Source organism: Buttiauxella agrestis, from assembly GCF_900446255.1.
In the GTDB taxonomy this organism is placed as follows: Bacteria; Pseudomonadota; Gammaproteobacteria; order Enterobacterales; family Enterobacteriaceae; genus Buttiauxella; species Buttiauxella agrestis.
Window position 1 is genome coordinate 4,355,092 of sequence record NZ_UIGI01000001.1, and the last position, 19,375, is coordinate 4,374,466.

20 protein-coding genes are annotated in these 19,375 nt (G+C 53.4%); 4 read left to right on the forward strand and 16 right to left on the reverse strand.

Annotated features, from left to right (window positions below):
* Position 1: 1 nt before the first annotated feature.
* The 7 genes from DY231_RS20655 to mdcA all read right to left on the reverse strand — a co-directional run bounded on the left by DY231_RS20655 (position 2) and on the right by mdcA (position 6,185).
* On the reverse strand, positions 2–619 hold the full coding sequence (locus DY231_RS20655) for a malonate decarboxylase holo-ACP synthase (RefSeq protein ID WP_172588746.1): 618 nt from the start codon (positions 617–619) through the stop codon (positions 2–4).
* Entirely contained in the window at positions 620–1,579 is a 960-nt protein-coding gene (locus DY231_RS20660) for an AEC family transporter (RefSeq protein ID WP_115631232.1), read from the reverse strand.
* A 134-nt stretch (positions 1,580–1,713) separates the two neighbouring features.
* Positions 1,714–2,514, reverse strand: a complete 801-nt coding sequence (gene mdcE, locus DY231_RS20665) for a biotin-independent malonate decarboxylase subunit gamma (protein ID WP_115631234.1) — start codon at positions 2,512–2,514, stop codon at positions 1,714–1,716.
* Entirely contained in the window at positions 2,511–3,344 is an 834-nt protein-coding gene (locus DY231_RS20670; RefSeq protein ID WP_115631236.1) for a biotin-independent malonate decarboxylase subunit beta, read from the reverse strand. Before DY231_RS20670 ends, mdcE begins: the two co-directional genes overlap by 4 nt.
* Positions 3,337–3,636: a malonate decarboxylase acyl carrier protein gene (gene mdcC, locus DY231_RS20675; RefSeq protein WP_115631238.1), complete on the reverse strand. Its 300-nt coding sequence runs from the start codon at positions 3,634–3,636 to the stop codon at positions 3,337–3,339. The genes DY231_RS20670 and mdcC overlap by 8 nt, the downstream gene beginning before the upstream one ends.
* 9 nt (positions 3,637–3,645) lie before the next feature.
* Positions 3,646–4,530, reverse strand: a complete 885-nt coding sequence (locus tag DY231_RS20680) for a triphosphoribosyl-dephospho-CoA synthase (RefSeq protein WP_115631240.1) — start codon at positions 4,528–4,530, stop codon at positions 3,646–3,648.
* A complete protein-coding gene (mdcA, locus tag DY231_RS20685) occupies positions 4,530–6,185 on the reverse strand; it encodes a malonate decarboxylase subunit alpha (protein WP_034492912.1) in 1,656 nt (551 codons plus the stop codon). The genes DY231_RS20680 and mdcA overlap by 1 nt, the downstream gene beginning before the upstream one ends.
* Positions 6,186–6,542: 357 nt before the next feature.
* Here mdcA and DY231_RS20690 point away from each other — a divergent pair, with 357 nt between their 5' ends.
* Positions 6,543–6,860 carry a type II toxin-antitoxin system RelB/DinJ family antitoxin gene (locus DY231_RS20690; protein ID WP_115631242.1) on the forward strand — a complete coding sequence of 106 codons (318 nt, stop codon included), beginning with the start codon at positions 6,543–6,545 and terminating at the stop codon, positions 6,858–6,860.
* Positions 6,802–7,107, forward strand: a complete 306-nt coding sequence (locus DY231_RS20695; protein WP_115631244.1) for a type II toxin-antitoxin system RelE/ParE family toxin — start codon at positions 6,802–6,804, stop codon at positions 7,105–7,107. The genes DY231_RS20690 and DY231_RS20695 overlap by 59 nt, the downstream gene beginning before the upstream one ends.
* Positions 7,108–7,166: 59 nt before the next feature.
* On the opposite strand, the gene DY231_RS20700 is transcribed toward DY231_RS20695, so the two are convergent.
* From DY231_RS20700 to pmbA, 3 genes are all read right to left on the reverse strand, one after another.
* Positions 7,167–7,751, reverse strand: coding sequence for a hypothetical protein (locus DY231_RS20700; RefSeq protein WP_115631246.1), 585 nt, complete (start codon positions 7,749–7,751; stop codon positions 7,167–7,169).
* Between the two features lie 63 nt (positions 7,752–7,814).
* Entirely contained in the window at positions 7,815–8,201 is a 387-nt protein-coding gene (cybC, locus tag DY231_RS20705) for a cytochrome b562 (RefSeq protein ID WP_115631248.1), read from the reverse strand.
* 53 nt (positions 8,202–8,254) lie between these two features.
* Positions 8,255–9,607: a metalloprotease PmbA gene (gene pmbA, locus DY231_RS20710; protein ID WP_115631250.1), complete on the reverse strand. Its 1,353-nt coding sequence runs from the start codon at positions 9,605–9,607 to the stop codon at positions 8,255–8,257.
* 99 nt (positions 9,608–9,706) lie between these two features.
* Between pmbA and yjgA the strand changes: the two genes are divergently transcribed.
* A complete protein-coding gene (gene yjgA / locus DY231_RS20715) occupies positions 9,707–10,258 on the forward strand; it encodes a ribosome biogenesis factor YjgA (protein ID WP_034492900.1) in 552 nt (183 codons plus the stop codon).
* 63 nt (positions 10,259–10,321) lie between these two features.
* Here the strand turns inward: yjgA and mpl are convergent, their stop codons facing one another.
* The gene (gene mpl, locus DY231_RS20720; protein ID WP_115631252.1) at positions 10,322–11,692 is read right to left on the reverse strand and encodes a UDP-N-acetylmuramate:L-alanyl-gamma-D-glutamyl-meso-diaminopimelate ligase; all 1,371 of its coding nucleotides are present in this window, start codon (positions 11,690–11,692) and stop codon (positions 10,322–10,324) included.
* Between the two features lie 175 nt (positions 11,693–11,867).
* Between mpl and fbp the strand changes: the two genes are divergently transcribed.
* Positions 11,868–12,866 carry a class 1 fructose-bisphosphatase gene (fbp, locus tag DY231_RS20725; RefSeq protein WP_034492895.1) on the forward strand — a complete coding sequence of 333 codons (999 nt, stop codon included), beginning with the start codon at positions 11,868–11,870 and terminating at the stop codon, positions 12,864–12,866.
* Between the two features lie 97 nt (positions 12,867–12,963).
* Here fbp and DY231_RS20730 read toward each other — a convergent pair whose 3' ends face one another.
* From DY231_RS20730 to ytfQ, 5 genes are all read right to left on the reverse strand, one after another.
* On the reverse strand, positions 12,964–14,517 hold the full coding sequence (locus tag DY231_RS20730; RefSeq protein WP_115631254.1) for a methyl-accepting chemotaxis protein: 1,554 nt from the start codon (positions 14,515–14,517) through the stop codon (positions 12,964–12,966).
* A gap of 79 nt (positions 14,518–14,596) precedes the next feature.
* Positions 14,597–15,598 (reverse strand): galactofuranose ABC transporter, permease protein YjfF, encoded by a 1,002-nt coding sequence (gene yjfF / locus DY231_RS20735; protein ID WP_034492890.1) that lies wholly within the window; start codon positions 15,596–15,598, stop codon positions 14,597–14,599.
* The gene (ytfT, locus tag DY231_RS20740) at positions 15,585–16,616 is read right to left on the reverse strand and encodes a galactofuranose ABC transporter, ATP-binding protein YtfT (protein ID WP_115631255.1); all 1,032 of its coding nucleotides are present in this window, start codon (positions 16,614–16,616) and stop codon (positions 15,585–15,587) included. The genes yjfF and ytfT overlap by 14 nt, the downstream gene beginning before the upstream one ends.
* A 10-nt stretch (positions 16,617–16,626) precedes the next feature.
* Complete coding sequence (ytfR, locus tag DY231_RS20745) at positions 16,627–18,129, reverse strand: galactofuranose ABC transporter, ATP-binding protein YtfR (protein WP_115631256.1); 1,503 nt, start codon at positions 18,127–18,129, stop codon at positions 16,627–16,629.
* An 85-nt stretch (positions 18,130–18,214) separates the two neighbouring features.
* Positions 18,215–19,171, reverse strand: coding sequence for a galactofuranose ABC transporter, galactofuranose-binding protein YtfQ (gene ytfQ / locus DY231_RS20750; protein ID WP_115631257.1), 957 nt, complete (start codon positions 19,169–19,171; stop codon positions 18,215–18,217).
* Positions 19,172–19,375: the final 204 nt, after the last annotated feature.

The following is a 19,375-nucleotide window of genomic DNA, read 5'->3' on the forward strand; positions in this document are numbered from 1 at the left end:
CTTATCCCTTTAATGCCCATGGGTCAGTGACAATTTCTGGCCCACTGTTGGTTTTCAGCAACACACGCCCGTCACGTAACCATTCCGCCAGGGCAAAAGCCCCCTGTGGCGTTTCAATTTGCGTATCGGCACGGCATAACAACTGGCCGATAACCGCCTGCCATTCGAGCAGAGATTCGCGCTCAACACGCTGCGGGCAGCGAATCAGCAAATCGAGATCGCTGTCGGCATGTAGCACCGGGACTTCCGTCGCCAGCGCGTAGCCGCAGCTTCCGGTAATACCCCAACTCCATGGCCATTCACGCAGGGCAAGTTGAATTGCGCCCTGAACAGGCGGCATTGAAACAAACGGGGATTTTACTAATAAATCGCGGGAGGCCAGTTCTTCCGGGGAAACGATGCGTTTAACTTTTGCCGCATTTACCCAACCGGCCGCCCGCTGGTCGCGGCGCATTCCACGAACACCTACCGGAATGCGCGCATCACGACTCACATCACGCCGCACCACCACTGGAAGCCGGGGCTGCCATTGGCTTGCCACCCACTCTTCACTCACATCTTCAAGCGCGTCGCTATCGGTTAGCCAGAGTAAGTCGTGTGGGCGTGGTGTGTTCATGATTTACATTCCTGAAGTCAGAGAGATAAACAGCGGTAACGACAGGATAGAGAGCACGGAGCTAAGCAGCAAGACGGCTTCTGCATCCGGCGACTGTACGCCGAAACGGTTACCGAACACCACGCCAAAGAAGCCCGCAGACAGTGCAATCATCAGGATCGCAGTAATCGCAACCGGCCCAGTCAGACCCAGCGCCAGCACGATACCCCAGGCGATGAATGGCTGAATCAGCAGTTTGGTCACGGTCGCCACGCACACTACGGTGTTAATTTTCAGCTTACGAGCAGACAGAATAACGCCGGTCAGGAACAGCGCCGCAGCGGTCGCAGACATGCCCAGCGGCTTGATTGACGACAGCAGCAGGTCTGGCATACGAATGCCGATCGCTGACAAAATCACACCCAGCAGCGGGCCCCAGACGATAGGTTTTTTCAGCGAACGCCACATCAGAACCGGCAGCATGGCGAGGGTAGAACCGACAGATTCGCCAGCCGCACGCGCTTTTTCACGTTCCAGAATCATCAGGCAGAACGGTGTCATCAACACAGAACCACAGGCGATAGATACCGCAACGGAAAGTGAAGTCGCAGAACCTTCGCCCAGAACGCTGCCCAGAATTGGCAGGCCAAGTGCTGCATAGTTTGGTAACGCAACAGTCAATGTCAGTACAGCCGCATCCTGCGGAGATTTTTTGAATACTTTGGTCGCCAGGAAATAAATCGCAGCGTAGGTAATCCACATCGCCAGAACCAGCACCACACTCATCGGTGACTGTTTGACGATACCTGCCCACGGAGTTTGAACCGTTGCGCTAAACAGCGCGGCTGGCAGGGCGAAATCCATTACAAAGATATTGAGCAGGGAAACATTTTTGTTATCGACCATCTTTGCTTTGCCAGCGAAAAAGCCGAGCAGCATGATGACAAAAATGGGCGCAAGCGCATGAACAATTACGTAAGTCATAACTTCACCTGTAGTTAAAAAAAGAATTCCAGCACCGGTGCGATGATTATTATTTTTCAGACGGTTAATGGTTATCGGGCACTCTAACGGTGCCCATTATTACCGTCTGGCAGGTCTGTCTTTTTAAACCATCGTTACCAGGCTGCGCGCATACGCTCACGAACCAACGCCGAGCTATGGCGATTCTTGGCATTCAGTCTGTTTTTCAGTGTGTTATCGGTGCGAGCTTCACGAACGGCCGTGACCAGCGCGGCATTCACTTTGTCCATATCGGCACTTTCTGGTGCTTCTGGACTCGCAATATCTAACAGCGCAGATAACAGGCCGAGAGTTTCGTAGTTGCTGATGTCATAAGCCATCGGCGGAATGGATGCGGCCAGTTTTTCCAGCGCTTCCACGGTACGCAGCGTGATACGTGCGGCGGACTCTTTACCCATCGCGTGGATCATCACGCCGGAGTCGTTGAAAGCAATCAGGCGGTTAGCCTGGTAGCCGTGTGCCAAAAACGCGCCAGACATCGCTTTGCCCACAATCAGGCCAACAACCGGGTGCCCGGCCAGACGCGCATTGGCATAAGCTGCTGCTGCGCCAGCCAACGCCTGGTGGATACCAAACGCTTCTTCACGACGGCCATAAGCCTGACTCGGCACGTCGATAACCGCCACAATGGCGCGTTTTTCTGCACTATTTGCATCTTCAGCGATCGTTTCGCTAACCACTTTTGCCAGCGTCCAGCCTTCGAGCAGGCCCACTTCACCGCCTTTTGCACGCGGATAATGGTTATTTTCGTCCGGCACAACCGCGATAAAACGGGCGGCTTTGCCATCCACGCTGCCGTCGGCAACTTGTACGGAAGCACACAGGCCAGCTATGTGTGGCGCGTTAGCGGTGAGTTTGTCCAACCAAATGGCGGCGCGATTCAGTTTCTGGCTCATGCGCGTTTCTCCCCAAAAAGCTGTTTAATCTGTTCGGAATCAGCCTGTTTCGTGGTGTCGAAATTGCTTAAACGTTCGAGATACCACGCATAATTATCAGTGCGATGTTGTGCCGGAACCCCTTTTGCAAGAGCGTCGTTAACCGCTTGCTTAACCGCGTTGACACCATCACCCACCAGCGTTTCTACCAGGCCGCTCTCATAGCGAACTTCGCCGCCGGTCATGCTCCAGATAAACGGACGGTTACGTGAATCGTATTCGTCGATCCCCGCTTCCTGCTCGATAACCTGCGGACCGTTCAGGCCAAGGCGCGCTTCGCGAGTCACAATTAAGTGGCTGCACAATGCGGCGGCGATAGACATCCCGCCAAAGCAACCGACTGTTCCTGCAACGACGCCGATAACTGGCGTGTAACGGCGCAAATCCACGATCGCTGCGTGAATATCAGCGATGGCCGCAAGGCCGAGGTTCGCTTCCTGTAAGCGCACGCCGCCGGTTTCGAGGCATAAAACGGCCTGAGTTGGGATGCCGTTACGGTTATCTTCCGCTGCCAGTTCAAGGGCTGCGGCCATTTTCGCGCCGGAGACTTCACCCATGCTGCCGCCCTGGAAAGCGCCTTCAATCGCAATCACTACTGCCGGGCCGCCATTAATGGTGCCTTTGGCAACGACCATGCCGTCGTCAGACTGCACCACGATGCCCTGCGCTTCCAGCCAAGGTGAAACAATGCCTTCGAACGGGTCGAGTAATTCGCGGAAGCTGCCGTCATCCAGCAGCAGGCGAGCACGTTCACGCGCTTTGAGTTCGATAAAGCTGCTGTCGTTACGCATGGCTCACCTCTTCAAAAACTTGTTCGATACGAATGCGCGCCACGCCTGGCGTTGCGCCAAAATCGTGGATTTGCATCTGCCCGGCGGGAATGCTGCTCAGTGCGCCAAGGCGCTCAAACAGTGCCTGCCAGCGCTGCTCGCTGTTATCAACAGACGTGGTGATGGCGATTGTCAGGGTGTCGCCCTGAGTCGCGGTAAACAGAACTTCCATATCACCGGAGCCAACTACACCCGCCAGCGCTTTGCCGCTAACGGTGCGAGTTGCCGGAAATGACAACGTAATGTGTTCCATAACACCCTCTTAAAAGTGTGAATGTTGCGGTAATGGGGTAATCGTCGCGTCATCGCAGGCGATGCGGTCAATCAGCAAGGTAGCAGCCAGTAAATCTGCGGCTCCGCCCGGAGATGCATTCAGTGTGAGCATCTCTTTATCGAGCCAGGCCAGCGCCGCTCGGCCTTCAACCGTCGCCGTCCCGCCTGCCACCAGCACGCTACGCGCACCGTTTTGCATCGCTTCAAGCCCTTCAAGCCCGGCGCGAGAAAGTACGCAGGTATCGCTAAGCGTCGTCATGATGGCCATCAGCGCATCAAGGCGAGCCTGCTGTTCCTTCGCACCCTGCGCGCGGCTGCGGCGCAGTTGCGGCAATGCCAGACGCATGATGTGTGGGAAGCCAAGTTGTGCTTCTTCACGAGCGCCAGGTACGCGATAACGCCGCGTGGCGAGTAACCCCTTACTGAAAACTTTTGGTGCGCAGCTGTCCGGCAGGCTGGCAAGTTTTGCGGCACTTGCCGCAATCTGCGAACTGCTGCCTTCGCAGCCATGCATTGCCGCCGCAGCGACCAGCAAACCGAGTGCCCAGATAGCGCCCCGGTGAGTATTCACTCCGCCTGTAGCCGCCATCATCTGCGCCTCGCCTTCACGACCTAAACGGCCGACGAGTTGGCGCAGAGCGATATCTGCCGGGCGCTGCCAGCTTTGTAATGCCAGAGCATGAAACGTCGGAGAAAGGCTGTGCGCCGAGCGCTCCATCAAATCCAGATTCAGATCGTGATGTGCGCCGCTTCCCCGGCTGTCCACAAGACCGGGTTTCGGGCTTAAACGTGCTTCTTCAATCAGGCTTTGGGTGGCAACCCGTGCAAGCCATTGCGCGCTGCCTTCTGCCCCGATTTGTGGCTGTAGTTTCATTACCAGCTCCGGAATTTCGCAGGTGGGTTGTACAGGCCGCCGGACCACTCGACTAAATCCGCCACGCTGCTGGCTGCCAGCAGGGAACGGGTTGCGTCGGTGCGACGAATGCCCATGTCTTCCGGGAAGACCACTTTGCCACTCTGGCGCAGTGCGGCAACGCGTTTAGCGTCAACGCCCAGGCCGATGTCGGTGATACCCGCAACGGAGGCGACCATCGCACGGCGTTCTTCAAGGCTTTCAGCGCGATACAGATACGCGATGCCTTCTTCGGTCAGAACGTGAGTGACGTCGTCGCCATAAATCATGACCGGAGCCAATGGCATACCGGAGGATTTTGCGACTTCAACCGCGTCGAGTTTTTCCACGAATGTCGGCTTAACGCCAGCCTGGAAGGTTTCAACCATCTGCACGACGAGCTTACGGCCACGCTGCATCAGGTCTGGCTGGGCCTGCATCGCAAGCCAGGCGTCAGTTGCATGGCGACGACCGTGTGGGTCATGCCCCATGTTTGGCGCGCCACCGAAACCGGACAAGCGACCGCGCGTCACCGTTGAGGAGTTGGCATAGCCATCAACCTGCAAAGTAGAACCGATGAACATATCTACCGCGTACTGGCCTGCTAACTGGCAGAACGCACGGTTGGAGCGCATGGAACCGTCGGCACCGGTAAAGAACACATCCGGGCGAGCGCGAACATACTCTTCCATTCCCAACTCACCGCCGAAGCAGTGCACGGTTTCAACCCAGCCGCTTTCGATAGCAGGAATCAGCGTTGGGTGCGGGTTCAGCGTCCAGTGTTTACAGATTTTGCCTTTCAGGCCGAGCTGTTCGCCGTAAGTTGGCAGCAGCAGTTCGATGGCGGCAGTGTTAAAGCCGATGCCGTGGTTAAGCGATTGCACGTTGTGCTCGGCGTAGATGCCTTTAATCGCCATCATCGCCATCAGGATGTGTTCTTGCTTAATCAGGCGCGGGTCGCGGGTAAACAGCGGTTCGATAAAGAACGGTTTGTCCGCCACTACCACGTAGTCAATCCACGAACCCGGAATATCCACACGCGGCAGGTCGCATTCGTCATCCACCAGTTCGTTAACCTGGGCGATAACAATGCCATCGTGGAAGGCCGCCGCTTCGACCAGCGCTGGCGTGTCTTCGGTGCTGGCACCGGTATACAAGTTGCCTTTGCGGTCAGCTTTAAAGCCGGCAATCAGCGCAACGTTCGGCGCAAGATCGACATATAAGCGGGAGTAGAGTTCGATATAAGTATGAATTGCGCCAATCTCTAGCTGACCGTCTTCAAGCAGCTGCGAAATGCGCAGGCTCTGGGTGCCAGAGAAGGAGAAATCGAGCTTGCGAGCGATACCTTTTTCAAAAATATCAAGGTGTTCGCTGCGCCCGACGCTCGGCATAATCATATGCAGGTTGTGAACTTTTGATGGGTTTACTTCGGCCAACATGCGGGAAAGGAAATCCGCCTGTTTTTGGTTGTTCCCTTCAAGCACCACACGATCGCCTGGAGCGATCAGTTTTTCCAGCATATCGACAAGGCCTTCGGTTGGAAGCACCTTGCCCTGCACGTTGGTGGTAGCCATACGACGCTGCTTCTCAGTGCGGCGTGTGTTCCAGACTCGTGCTGGGGTTTGCCCGGACAACATATTTAACCTCCTGATTCAGCCAATCATTTTGATTTGCTTTAGTCTGGTTAAATTGTGCGCCTCACTGGTTAGACCATCAATTAAGCTCAGGGGCCAATCATTAGCCTTAGAGTAATAATGGATATTGGGTTTTGTGACGAAGGTGGAAGGCGGGAATGGGGAATGTGGGCTAGCTGGCCAGGAAAAATCATGATTGCGAGACACGCCGCAGTTCACTACTTTGCCGCTTTGTAAGCTGCCAGAAACTCGTAGAATCCGTGAGAAAGATGAGATGTGTTGTCGATAGAATTGCTTTGTTTGGGTTGAATAAGCCTGACTTGTAGCTACAATGAAACCACACAAACAAAGGAGGCAACAATGGACTCAGTCATTCGTACTCGCATTGACAGCCAGACAAAACAAAAAGCGACCGAAATTCTCGAAAGCTGCGGGCTGACAATGAGCACTGCCCTCCGACTTTTTGTCGAACAAGTGGTGATTAATGATGGTCTGCCATTCGATATCAATCGTAAACCTAGCCCTCGTTTGATCCAGGCAATGCGTGAAACGCAAGAGATCCTTCAAAACGGAAAAAGTGGATTTTCCGATGTAAACGAGCAAATGGATGTCCTCAATAATGGCGAAGAACAATCGAGCGAAGCTGCCGTTTCAGACAAAACACACAAAATCATTTAGTAAAGCCTGGGAACGTTATAACAAAGCTGGTCGCCATGACATGAACACGGTTTCCGTAGCGATGTGGCTTATCGCCTCACGTAATCCTTTACCGGCTTATTACTTCGACCACGCGTTAACGGGGGAATATGGCGGGTACAGAGAACTACATATTGGGGGGGATTATTTACTGGTGTATTACGTAGATGAAGCCACCAGAACTATTATCTTTTCAGATTTAGGCACTCATGCCGAGCTGTTTGAATGAATGGTTATTATTGTTCCCCCTCTTCCCACAAACAGAAAGAGGGGTTTAACGCACGGCTATTATGATTTAGCTGGGCGAGCGGTGATTTTAATTGAATCGGTATAAGTCACGCGCACGCTTTGGTTCACTTTCAGATCTTTCAATTTCGCCTGAACTTTAGGGTCTTCAACGGTCACCGTTTTTTCCTGACCTTTTGGTCCTACGAAGGTGATTTCATTCTTTTTCAGATCGATGTGTTTAATTTTCAGCTGAACGTTAACCTGGCGGAAGGCTTCGTGCTCAGGTGAACCGCTAGTCGCTTTTTCCATCCCTTTGGTGGTTGAAGCCGTAGGTGCGGATTTATCAACGTTGGTATCAAAAGCGATAGCAACGGAACGCGTCACGGTGGTATCAATGGTATCGCCCGCTTTCAAATTGGCCAGCGTACCGGCTTCTTCAGGAACATTAAGGGAAACTTTGTTCCCTTGCTCACCCTCAAGCACCACAACATGATTTTTTTGATCGACTGATACAATTTTCGCGGAGAAATGATCGGCCTGGAAATCGCCCGCAACCGGCAGGACTGTAGCATTAGCGGAAAAAACACTGAAAGCCAGCAGCGAAACAGTAGCAGCACCTTTGATAAAGGTTTGAATCGGTTTCATAAATCAGATGTCCTTATAAGATAAGCGAATATTTTTGGCCCTGTAGGCAGGGCCAGTATGAGCTTAGCGGTATTTCTTGTGGTAGGCATTGCGAGTGGTTTTAAATTCTTCGGCAGCCGCCTGCGCTTCCTTAACTTTGCCTTCGTTTGCCAGTTTCAGCGCACCGTCAATTTGGCCGACCAGCAAATCCAGGCCGTGGCGATAATCTTTCATCTCCGCGCTGTCTGGAGCTTTGTTTTCAAGTTTAGGTGGGGTGCCTTTTTGCGCGTCTAATGCTGCCGCGCGCATATTGTTAAGCGAGGTTTTTAACTCCGCCGCATTATCAGTTTTCAATACGGTTTTGTAGTTTTCAGCGATGGTATCCATATCATCGCCAACATCTTTCGCCATTACAGCGCCAGTAAATAACACGGACGATACTGCCAACATTGCAATTAATTGCTTACGCATTGACTCACCTTTTTTATTAGAAAGGCGCGGCAGGACGCGCCTGTTTCGGTTGATTATTGGCCGGCGATTTTCATCTCCGGTAACAACACTGAACCACATTGAATATTACTGCGCTTCTCAATATCGCTACCTACTGTAACAATTTCTCGCCACATATCTTTAAGATTTCCGGCAATAGTGATTTCGCTCACCGGATATTGAATCTCGCCGTTCTCGACCCAGAAACCAGACGCGCCACGAGAATAGTCGCCGGTAATGCCACTCACGCCCTGGCCCATCAGCTCAGTCACGACCAGCCCGGTGCCCATTTCTTTCAGCATGCCGTCGAAATCCAGGCCGCGCCCTTCAATGCGCCAGTTGTGGATGCCGCCCGCGTGGCCGGTGCTTTTCAGTCCCAGTTTGCGTGCAGAATAGTTGGTCAGCAGCCACTGTTGCAGGATGCCGTCTTTGATGATGTCACGGCGTTCTGTGCGTACACCTTCGCTATCGAACGGTGTGGAAGCCAGCCCTTTAAGCAAATGCGGATGCTCTTCAATGGTCAGCCATTCCGGCAGAACTTGTTTGCCTAAGTAATCCAGCAGGAAGGTCGATTTACGGTAAACCGAGCCACCCGCAATCGCACCTACTAAATGCCCGAACAGGCCAGTTGCGGCTTCGGCGGCAAAGATAACCGGTGCTTTCATGGTGGAAAGCTTACGCGGAGAAAGACGCGCCAGCGTGCGGCGTGCGCACTCAGCACCCACAGATTCCGGGCTGTCGAGGTCTTCCATCGCACGACCAATGGTATAGGCGTAATCACGTTCCATTTCGCCGTTTACTTCGGCAATAACACAGCTGGAAAGTGAGTGGCGCGTGGAGCAATAGCTTTGCAGCATGCCGTGGCTATTGCCGAAAACTTTGATGCCGTAGTGGCTGTTAAAGCTGCCGCCTTCGGTGTTGTTGATGCGCTTATCGACGTTCAGCGATGCGTTTTCCGCACGCGCTGCCAGTTCAATGGCGCGGTCGGCGTCCATTTCGGTCGGGTGGAACAAGTCCAGATCTGGCGCTTCGAAAGCCAGCAACTCTTTTTCGGCCACACCGGCAAACGGGTCTGGAGAGGTGTAACGGGCGATATCCAATGCTGCCTGCACGGTACGCGCTACGGCATCCGGGCTAAGATCGGTTGTGGACGCGCTGCCTTTACGGTTTTGATGATAAACGGTGATGCCAAGCGCACCATCGCTGTTGAATTCGACGTTTTCCACCTCACCGTATCGGGTGCTTACGCTGATACCAGTGGTTTTACTGACGGCGACTTCTGCGCCGTCGGACTGAGCGGAAGCCAATTCCAGCGCCTGAGATACCGCTTGTTCCAGAACCTGACGTTGTTGTGCTACTTGCGTGTTTACTTTCATCGCTACTGCCATAATGTAAGGTGAGTGAATTAAGTCTAACCCAGAACAGAACAATTTCGCAGTGAACAGGCTTTACTGGTAGAATTAGCCACTTTTTTTAAGGAGCCTAATATGACTAAGCAGCCCGATGACTGGCTCGACGACGTCCCAGATGACGAAAATGAAGACGAAGATGATGAGATTATCTGGGTCAGTAAAAGCGAAATTAAGCGTGATGCCGAGGAATTAAAACGCCTGGGTATGGAGCTGATGGAGTTGGGCAAGAACGCGCTCGACAAAATCCCTCTGGATGAAGATTTGCGTGCCGCGATTGATCTTGCACAGAAAATCAAAAAAGAAGGCCGTCGCCGCCAGGTTCAGTTGATTGGCAAAATGATGCGTTCTCGCGATATGGACCCGATCCGTGTGGCGCTGGACAAGCTGAAAAACCGTCACAACCAGCAGGTTGCGCTGTTCCATAAACTGGAAGCATTGCGTGACCGCCTGGTTGAAGAAGGTGATGATGCGATGACCGAAGTGTTAAGACTTTACCCGGAAGCTGACCGTCAGCAATTGCGCGTACTGATCCGTAACGCTCAAAAAGAAAAGGCAGCCAACAAGCCGCCAAAATCTTACCGCCAGATTTTCTCTTATCTGCGCGAACTGGCCGAAAGCCAGGGCTAAGAAACTAAAGTAGCTGAATGAATTTTGCCACACATAAAAAAACCCGCATTTGCGGGTTTTTTATTACTGTTTTTCAGCTTTCTTCGCCAGCGCATCCAGCAATTTCTGATGAATCCCGCCGAAACCACCGTTGCTCATCACCAGAATATGGTCGCCTGGTTGGGCAGTTTTCACCACCATATCCACCAGCGTATCGACATCCGCACTCCAGTGCGCAGGTTGAATACAGGCTTCTGCGACTTCCACCACTTGCCACGGAATATGTGGCGGCTGGAGCAAGAACACTTCGTCTGCACGACCTAACGATGGCGCGAGGTCATCTTTGCTCAGGCCCATTTTCATGGTGTTGGAACGAGGCTCAAGCACCGCCAGAATACGCGCCGTGCCGCCCACTTTGCCGCGTAATGCCGCAAGCGTTGCCAGAATCGCCGTCGGGTGATGCGCAAAATCGTCATACACCGTCACGCCATTTTCTTCGCCACGTAATTCAAGGCGACGACGCGCATTCACAAAACTATCCAGCGCTTTAGCCGCGTCAGCTGGCGTCACACCCACATGGCGTGCGGCGGCAATCGCCATCAAACCATTATGCATGTTGTGTTCGCCCACCAACTGCCAGTGAACTTCGCCGACACGTTCGCCATCCAGATACACTTCCCAGTTGGATGCGTCAGGATTCAGTTTCTTCGCCTGCCAGTGACCTTGCTCGCCCACCAGCTCTTGCTCACTCCAGCAACCCATCGCCAGCGTTTGCTTGATGTTGCTATCGCTTTCAGGCCAGATGATTTTCCCCTGACCCGGCACGATACGTACAAGGTGGTGGAACTGTTTCTGAATCGCTTTCAGGTCGTCAAAAATGTCCGCATGGTCGAACTCAAGGTTATTGAGGATCAACGTGCGCGGGCAGTAATGCACGAATTTGGAACGCTTGTCGAAGAACGCACAATCGTATTCATCGGCCTCAATCACGAAGAACGGGCTATCGCCCAGACGTGCAGAAACATCGAAGTTCCCCGGTACGCCGCCAATCACAAAGCCAGGTTTATAGCCACAGGCTTCCAGAATCCATGTCGCCATGCCCGCAGTAGTGGTTTTACCGTGCGTTCCCGCAACGGCAATCACCCAACGGTCACGCAGCACGAAATCGTGTAGCCATTGCGGGCCAGACATATAAGGAATGCTTTTCTCGAGAACGGCTTCAACACATGGATTTCCACGCGTCATCGCGTTACCGATGATAACCAGGTCCGGCTGTGGATCGAGCTGGCTCGGATCATAACCCTGAATTAATTCAATACCTTGCTCTTCAAGCAAAGTGCTCATTGGTGGGTAGACGTTGGCGTCCGAGCCAGTCACCTCATGGCCGAGTGAGCGTGCCAGCATAGCCAGGCCGCCCATAAACGTGCCGCAAATACCCAAAATATGAATGCGCATAAAAACCATCCTTTCATTATTTGGCGCACATTCTAACCGTATGTGAGGTGGTGGCAAATCGCATTTAAGTTAATTCCGTATTTTGCTGGCGCGATTCACCTGTACGCTACTATTTGAATCTTTGTTAGGATTGTTGCAATCGTTTTATTTAACTGACTGATGCAGGGAAAGTGTTATGAAAACGTTAGGTGAATTTATTGTCGAAAAGCAGCACGAGTTCTCCCACGCAACCGGTGAACTGACTGCCTTGCTGTCGGCGATAAAGCTCGGCGCAAAGATCATCCACCGCGACATCAACAAAGCGGGTCTGGTTGATATTCTGGGTGCCAGCGGAGCTGAAAACGTTCAGGGCGAAGTGCAGCAAAAACTCGACCTGTTCGCGAACGAAAAACTGAAAGCCGCACTGAAAGCCCGAGGGATTGTGGCGGGTGTGGCTTCCGAAGAAGAAGATGACATCGTTGTTTTCGAAGGCGCGGAACATGCCAAGTATGTTGTATTGATGGACCCGCTCGACGGCTCATCAAACATCGATGTGAACGTGTCAGTAGGAACAATTTTCTCTATCTATCGCCGTATTACACCAGTCGGCACACCTGTAACTGAAGCTGATTTCCTTCAGCCAGGCAACCGCCAGGTCGCCGCCGGTTATGTGGTTTACGGTTCCTCAACCATGCTGGTTTACACCACCGGTTGTGGCGTTCACGCCTTCACCTACGACCCTTCCCTTGGCGTGTTCTGCCTGTGCCAGGAGCGCATGCGCTTCCCGGAAATTGGCAGCACCTATTCCATCAACGAAGGGAACTACATCCGTTTCCCACAGGGTGTGAAAAAGTACATTAAGTTCTGCCAGGAAGAAGATTCAAATACTCAGCGCCCGTACACCTCGCGCTACATCGGTTCGCTGGTGGCAGATTTCCACCGTAACCTGCTGAAAGGTGGAATTTATCTCTACCCAAGCACCGCCAGCCACCCGCAAGGGAAACTGCGTTTGCTGTATGAAGGCAATCCGATGGCGTTCCTGGCAGAACAGGCCGGGGGGAAAGCGAGCGACGGTAAAGAACGTATTCTGGATATCATCCCGGAAACCCTGCATCAGCGCCGCCCGTTCTTTGTGGGCAACGAACATATGGTTGATGATGTAGAACGTTTTATCCGTGAGTACCCGGACGCTTAATTGCCCTCACCCTAACCCTCTCCCACGGGAGAGGGTATTGCCCGGTTTTCGCCCTCTCCTTCAAGGAGAGGGTCGGGGTGAAGATGGATTTACGGCGTTAACAACGAAACGTCGCCATTGCCGCCACCAAATGCTGTGACTGCTCTTCAAGCGATCGCGTAGCCGCTGTTGATTCCTGAACCAGTGCCGCATTTTGCTGCGCCGCTTCATCCATCTGGCTGACCGCGATATTCACCTGCTCGATACCATAACTTTGTTCGTTCGATGCATTGGCGATTTCACTGACCAGTCGGGTCATACGCATCACTTCTTCGGCGATTTCATCCATCGTTTCCCCGGCTTGTTGCGCCAGTTCACGGCCTTCGCCAACGTGGTTTTGCGAGTCAGAAATCAAGGTGCGGATCTCTTTTGCTGCATCAGCACTTCGGCTTGCCAGGGTACGTACTTCGCCCGCCACCACCGCAAACCCGCGCCCTTGCTCACCTGCACGCGCAGCTTCTACCGAGGCGTTAAGCGCCAGAATATTGGTCTGGAAGGCGATGCCGTCGATAACGCTCAGGATATCGGCGATACGATCGGAACTGCTGGAGATATCACGCATTTTCTCAATCACGTAGCACACCATTTCGCTGCCACGATCGGCGGTATCAGAGACATCTTTCGCCAGCTTATGTGCCTGCTCCGCGTTGTCGGCGTTCTGTTTCACCGTCGCGGTAATTTGCTCCATGCTGGCAGCGGTTTGCTCCAGAGAAGTCGCCGTGGATTCAGTCCGTTGCGCAAGATTCTGGTTGCCCGCCGCCAGTTCACGGCTGCCGGTGTCGATTTGCGAACTTGCGTCGCGCACACGGCTCACCGATTCCATCAGGGAATCACGCATTACCGTAATCGCCGCCGCGAGGCGACCAAATTCATTATTCCCCGCCGCAGGCAGTTGCTGAGTTAAATCACCTTTGGCGACAAACTCCAGTTGCTCAATTGACTGATTAAGCGGTTTGAGCAGCAAATGACGCAGCGCCAGCCACACCAGCACGATAATCCCGGCGGTGAGTAAGGCCGCAATGATGATGAGCGTCAGGACGATGGTTTTGTGCCGTTGTACGGCGTCCACTTCGCTGTTGCCGCGCTGTTCGCCCCACTGCTGGAAAATCTCCACGTCGGTATCAAACTTCTGCGATAGCGGGATCAGCGTGTGCTCAAGCAAATCGTAGTAATCATCGGGGTTTTGTTTGGTGAGTGCAGCCAGCATCGGATTAATGCCTTTTGCGAGATAGTCCGCATAACTTTGCGATAAGTTTTGAATCAGGCGGTTGCCCTCTTCGTCTCCGACACCGCTATCGATAAACTCTTTCAGCTTCTGCTGCGCCGCAGTGACGTCACTTGCGACGTAATCGGTAGATTTTGTCGCATCATCCAGCAACCCGATTTCCATCTGTCGAACCGCCTGCCCGGCACCATTACGCGCGCGCAGCAAAGAGACATAACCATCAGACAAGCGCACCATCTGCTCGCCCTGTAGGCTGTTGATTTTCTGGAGTGAAGTCGAGCTTTGTTGCAGAGCGTAAATGCCCATGCCGCTGACAAATAACAACAGGAAGGTCATAACTGCCAACAGCGTCAGCAGCCCCGTGCGAATAGACAAATTTTTCAACATGCTCTTTTCCCGGTGACAGAACGATAGAAACGATTGAAGTGTTATCGACCATCACCGGAGAAAGTTTAGGCAAAGCGATTCAGCTTTGACCAGGCGTCACGTTAATGCGCTTCACTGGCGAGCTTTGGCGGTTTTCCCACAGCACCGTCAGGCCGCGCTGTAGGGCAATGAAAATAAACAGCAAAATGCCGATGGCGATTTTCGTCCACCAGGAACTGAGCGTGCCATCGAAGTTGATATAGGTCTGAATCAGCCCCTGAATCGCCACGCCAAACAGCGTGCCGAGCACGGTTCCCACGCCGCCGCTTAACAACGTGCCGCCGATAACCACCGAGGCAATCGCGTCCAGCTCCACGCCCATTCCCGCCAGCGCATAACCCGCTGAGGTATAGAGCGAAAACACAATTCCAGCGAGCGTGGCAAGCCCGGTTGAAAGCATATAAATGCGAATGGTGGTGCTGCGGGTGGAAATCCCCATCAGGTTGGCCGACGTGGCGTTGCCGCCAATCGCATAAACCTGGTTGCCAAAACGGGTGCGGTGCGCAAGGAAAATACCAATCACCACCACGGCCAGCATCAGCAGGCCCATAGCACTTAATCGCCCACCGCCGGGAATGCGCCAGGCAAGGTTAGACAGCGTGTCGTAAATCGGGTGATCAATCGGAATCGACTCTTCGGACACCAGGTAACTGACCCCGCGCAGGAAGAACATCCCGGCAAGCGTAATTATAAACGCCGGGATTTTCAGCGCATCAATGAGCAGCCCCATAAACGCGCCGAATGCGCAGCCCATCAGCAGCACCAGCGGGAAAGCGACCAGCGGCGATAATCCCCAGAAGCCAATCGCTTTGGCGAGGAATACGCCGGTAAAGGCGATCACCGAACCGACGGAAAGATCGATGCCGCCGGAGAGGATCACAAACGTCATACCAACGGCAATAATCCCCAGAAACGCGTTGTCGGTCAGAATGTTGCAAATTACCCGCGTTGAGGCAAAACCGGGGAATTGCGTCAGGCAGTACAGATACCCCAGCACAAACACCGCCAGGGTAATCATCAACGGCAAGTTACGTTTGATCATGGCGACGGAGTCCTTTGAGCAAAGCAATAAAACGCGGTGACTGAACAATCAGCACACACATCACCACTACCGCTTTCACCACCTGGTTAAGCTCAGGCGGGAAACCAGAAAGCAGAATGCCGGTGTTCATCCCCTGAATAATCAGCGCCCCAATTACCGAAAGCGCGATGTTAAACCGTCCGCCCATCAGCGAACCGCCACCGATAACCACCGCCAGAATGGCGTCCAGTTCCAGCCACAAACCGGCGTTATTGGCATCGGCACCGCGAATATCGGCGGTCACGATAATCCCGGCGATAGCGGCGCACAGGCCACTCAGTACGTAAGTCAGCATCACGACGAGGCGCGTATTCACCCCGGCGTTTTTCGCCGCACGAATGTTAATCCCGACCGATTCAATAAACAGACCCAGCGCCGTTTTACGGGTAAACAGCCAGAAGAGCAGCAGCGTTGCCAGCACGATAATCACCGGCGTCGGGAAGAAGAACAGCGCGCCGCTGCCAAGGTATGAAAGGTTGGGCGAGTTGAACGTAACGATTTGCCCGGCAGTGATAAGTTGCGCGACACCGCGCCCGGCGACCATCAGAATCAGGGTGGCGACAAACGGCTGGATCTTGAGAATGGCGACCAGAATCCCGTTCCACAATCCGGCCAGAATGCCGACACCCAGTGACGCCAGGATCACAACCACCAGGCTGTGTCCGTCGACGGTTAACGTCGCGGCGGTCGCACCCGCAATCGCCATCACCGCGCCCACGGAAAGATCGATACCGCCGGTGGCGATCACCAGAGTCATGCCAATCGCCAATAATGCGACCGGTGCCGCACGGTTGAGAATATCTATCGGACTGCCGAACAGGCGTCCGTTTTGCACCACGATATCAAAGAAATGGTTGGCGACCAGGCTATCAACTAACAGCACCAACACCAGCGCGACTAACTGGGGAATACCCGGCGGCCAGCGGAAATTCCGCTTTGGCTTTTCGGCATCCGTTTGCGGCAATGAACGAGGCATCACGTGTTACTCCTTATGCCGCAATGGCATTCATAATTGCCGATACGGAAAGTTCAGCGAGCGGGATCTCCGCCACTTGCTGCCTGTCACGCATAATGATCACGCGATCCGCATAACCCACCAGCTCTTCGAGTTCGGAAGAAATAACCAGCAGCGCCAGACCATCGGCACATAAGGTTTCGATCAGGCGGATAATTTCGGCGTGCGCACCCACGTCGATCCCACGCGTCGGTTCATCGAGGATCAGGAATTGCGGTTTGGTTAGCAGCCACCGCGACAGCAGAACTTTTTGCTGATTGCCGCCAGAGAGAAATTCAATCGGTTGATCCGGGCCGGGGGTTCGAATCCCCAACTGGCGGATAAAGCGTTCGGCTATCTGGTACTGCTCACGCTTAGGGATTGGGCGCAGCCAGCCGCGCTGGGCCTGCAATGCCAGAATGATGTTTTCACGTACCGAGGCGGCGGCAATAATGCCGTCGGTTTTCCTGTCTTCCGGGCAAAAACCAATGCCGAGCGACGAGGCTTTATGCGGCGATCGCAGCGATTGCTGTTTGCCTTTGATCCACGCGTTACCGCTGTCTGCGGGCTTGATCCCAAATATCACTTCGGCGGTTTCGGTGCGACCGGACCCTAATAATCCCGCCAGGCCGACGATCTCGCCTGGACGGACTTCCAGATCGAATGGGTTGATCACCCCTTTCTTTCCGAAATCTTTAAACGCGGCGACCGGTTTATCGCTCAGTAACGTGCGGCCCGCACGGTTCAGGGCGTTAGTTTCCAGTTCACGCCCCAGCATCATTTTCACCAGCTCGATCTGCGGCAGATCTTTTGTATTGCGCGTGCCAACAAATGATCCGTTGCGCAAAACGGTGATGCGATCGGTGACTTCATAAACTTGATCGAGAAAGTGGGTGACGAAGATCAGACTCACCCCCTGATCGCGCAACTGACGCATCAGGGTGAAAAGCATTTCGACTTCTTTGGTGTCGAGGCTAGCGGTGGGTTCATCGAGGATCAGCACTTTGGCCGACAGATCGATGGCCCGGCAAATCGCGACGATCTGCTGCATCGCCACGGAATAGCGGTTGAGTGGTTCGGCGACATCGAGTGAAAACCCGTAGGATTCCATCAGCCGGGTGGCGCGTTTTTCCATCTCTTTGCGTTGTAAAAACCCAAAGCGACGCGGCTCGCGGCCAATAAACAGATTGTCCGCCACCGACATATTCGGCAGCAGGTTCACTTCCTGGTACACCGTGCCGATGCCAAGCTGTTGGGCATGGGCGGTATTCTTTGGTGAGATAAGCTCACCTTCGAGGTAAATATTGCCGCTATCGCGCTGATAAACACCGGTCAGGGCTTTAATTAGCGTTGATTTCCCTGCTCCGTTTTCACCCAGCAACGCCATGATTTCGCCGCGATTGAGGCTGAAGTCCACTTTGTCTAGCGCCTTAACCCCTGGGAAATGTTTCGATAAGCCTTCCGTGCGCAGAATTTCCTGGTTGTTGTTGGTGTTCATTATTGTCCTCTGCACGCTACAAGTCCGGACGCCCTCACCCCGGCCCTCTCCCCAAGGAGAGGGTTAGGGTGAGGGGTAAAGCAGCTTAGTAGCCCATCGATTTTTTCTTCTCAAGCTCTTCTTTCGCGGTATCCGGGAGATACAAAGTAGACTTGGTGATGGTCACTTTTTCCGGCATGGTGCCGTCTTTTTTGAACTTCTCGAGTGCGTCAAACGCCGGGCCTGCCATGTTTGGCGTCAGCTCTACGCTGGCGTTAGCTTCGCCATCAATCATCGCTTTGTAGATATCCGGCACGCCATCGATTGAACCGGTCAGAATGTCTTTGCCTGGTTTCAGGCCCGCTTCTTTGATGGCCTGGATCGCACCGATCGCCATGTCATCGTTATGCGCGTAAACCATGCAGATGTTTTTGCCGTTGTTCTCGGCTTTGATGAAGCTTTCCATGACTTCTTTACCTTTGCTGCGGGTAAAGTCGCCAGACTGGGAACGAATGATTTTCACGTTAGACGCTTTAGAAATGGCGTCGGCAAAACCTTTCTTACGGTCGATTGCCACGCTCGCGCCCACGGTGCCTTGCAGCTCAACCACGTTACATTGTTTACCGTTAAGCTCTTTGAGCAGCCACTCGCCGATCAACTGGCCTTCCAGCACGTTGTTGGCGGTCACTACCGTCATGTACAGCGATTTGTCTTTTACATCGATATTACGGTCGAGCAGGAATACCGGGATTTTTGCCTCTTTTGCTTCTTGTAGTACTGGCTCCCAGCCCGTGGCGACGATTGGCGCGATGAAGATAGCGTCAACGCCCTGGGCAATGAATGAACGCACTGCTTTAATCTGGTTTTCTTGTTTTTGTTGTCCATCAGCGATTTTCAGCGTGATGCCACGCTTCTGAGCTTCGCTCTTTGCAACCGACGTTTCTGCCGCACGCCAACCGGATTCAGATCCTACCTGCGAAAATCCGACCGTTAACGGAGCAGCTATCGCCATAGACGACATAGCTGCGGAGACAGCAGAGACCAAAAGTAAGCGCTTCCACATAGGTACATCCTCGTAGGGTTATTGTTGGTTAATACCTGACCTTCGAGAAAACTATAGACGACATAGTGGCTAACAGAATGAGTTACATCACACTTCAAACAAGTCATACGCATGGCTGTAACCGCTTACACAATTTTATAAAGAATATGGCTATGTTTATGGATTTTCCCGTTGTCGGAAGGTTCTGGAAACGGTTGCGGCTAA

Coding starts and splice junctions, on each gene's coding strand:
- DY231_RS20660 (WP_115631232.1), bottom strand. CDS start 1,579: ATGACTTACGTAATTGTTCATGCGCTTGCGCCCATTTTTGTCATCATG.
- mdcE (WP_115631234.1), bottom strand. CDS start 2,514: ATGAGCCAGAAACTGAATCGCGCCGCCATTTGGTTGGACAAACTCACC.
- DY231_RS20670 (WP_115631236.1), bottom strand. CDS start 3,344: ATGCGTAACGACAGCAGCTTTATCGAACTCAAAGCGCGTGAACGTGCT.
- mdcC (WP_115631238.1), bottom strand. CDS start 3,636: ATGGAACACATTACGTTGTCATTTCCGGCAACTCGCACCGTTAGCGGC.
- DY231_RS20680 (WP_115631240.1), bottom strand. CDS start 4,530: ATGAAACTACAGCCACAAATCGGGGCAGAAGGCAGCGCGCAATGGCTT.
- mdcA (WP_034492912.1), bottom strand. CDS start 6,185: ATGTTGTCCGGGCAAACCCCAGCACGAGTCTGGAACACACGCCGCACT.
- DY231_RS20690 (WP_115631242.1), top strand. CDS start 6,543: ATGGACTCAGTCATTCGTACTCGCATTGACAGCCAGACAAAACAAAAA.
- DY231_RS20695 (WP_115631244.1), top strand. CDS start 6,802: ATGGCGAAGAACAATCGAGCGAAGCTGCCGTTTCAGACAAAACACACA.
- DY231_RS20700 (WP_115631246.1), bottom strand. CDS start 7,751: ATGAAACCGATTCAAACCTTTATCAAAGGTGCTGCTACTGTTTCGCTG.
- cybC (WP_115631248.1), bottom strand. CDS start 8,201: ATGCGTAAGCAATTAATTGCAATGTTGGCAGTATCGTCCGTGTTATTT.
- pmbA (WP_115631250.1), bottom strand. CDS start 9,607: ATGGCAGTAGCGATGAAAGTAAACACGCAAGTAGCACAACAACGTCAG.
- yjgA (WP_034492900.1), top strand. CDS start 9,707: ATGACTAAGCAGCCCGATGACTGGCTCGACGACGTCCCAGATGACGAA.
- mpl (WP_115631252.1), bottom strand. CDS start 11,692: ATGCGCATTCATATTTTGGGTATTTGCGGCACGTTTATGGGCGGCCTG.
- fbp (WP_034492895.1), top strand. CDS start 11,868: ATGAAAACGTTAGGTGAATTTATTGTCGAAAAGCAGCACGAGTTCTCC.
- DY231_RS20730 (WP_115631254.1), bottom strand. CDS start 14,517: ATGTTGAAAAATTTGTCTATTCGCACGGGGCTGCTGACGCTGTTGGCA.
- yjfF (WP_034492890.1), bottom strand. CDS start 15,598: ATGATCAAACGTAACTTGCCGTTGATGATTACCCTGGCGGTGTTTGTG.
- ytfR (WP_115631256.1), bottom strand. CDS start 18,129: ATGAACACCAACAACAACCAGGAAATTCTGCGCACGGAAGGCTTATCG.
- ytfQ (WP_115631257.1), bottom strand. CDS start 19,171: ATGTGGAAGCGCTTACTTTTGGTCTCTGCTGTCTCCGCAGCTATGTCG.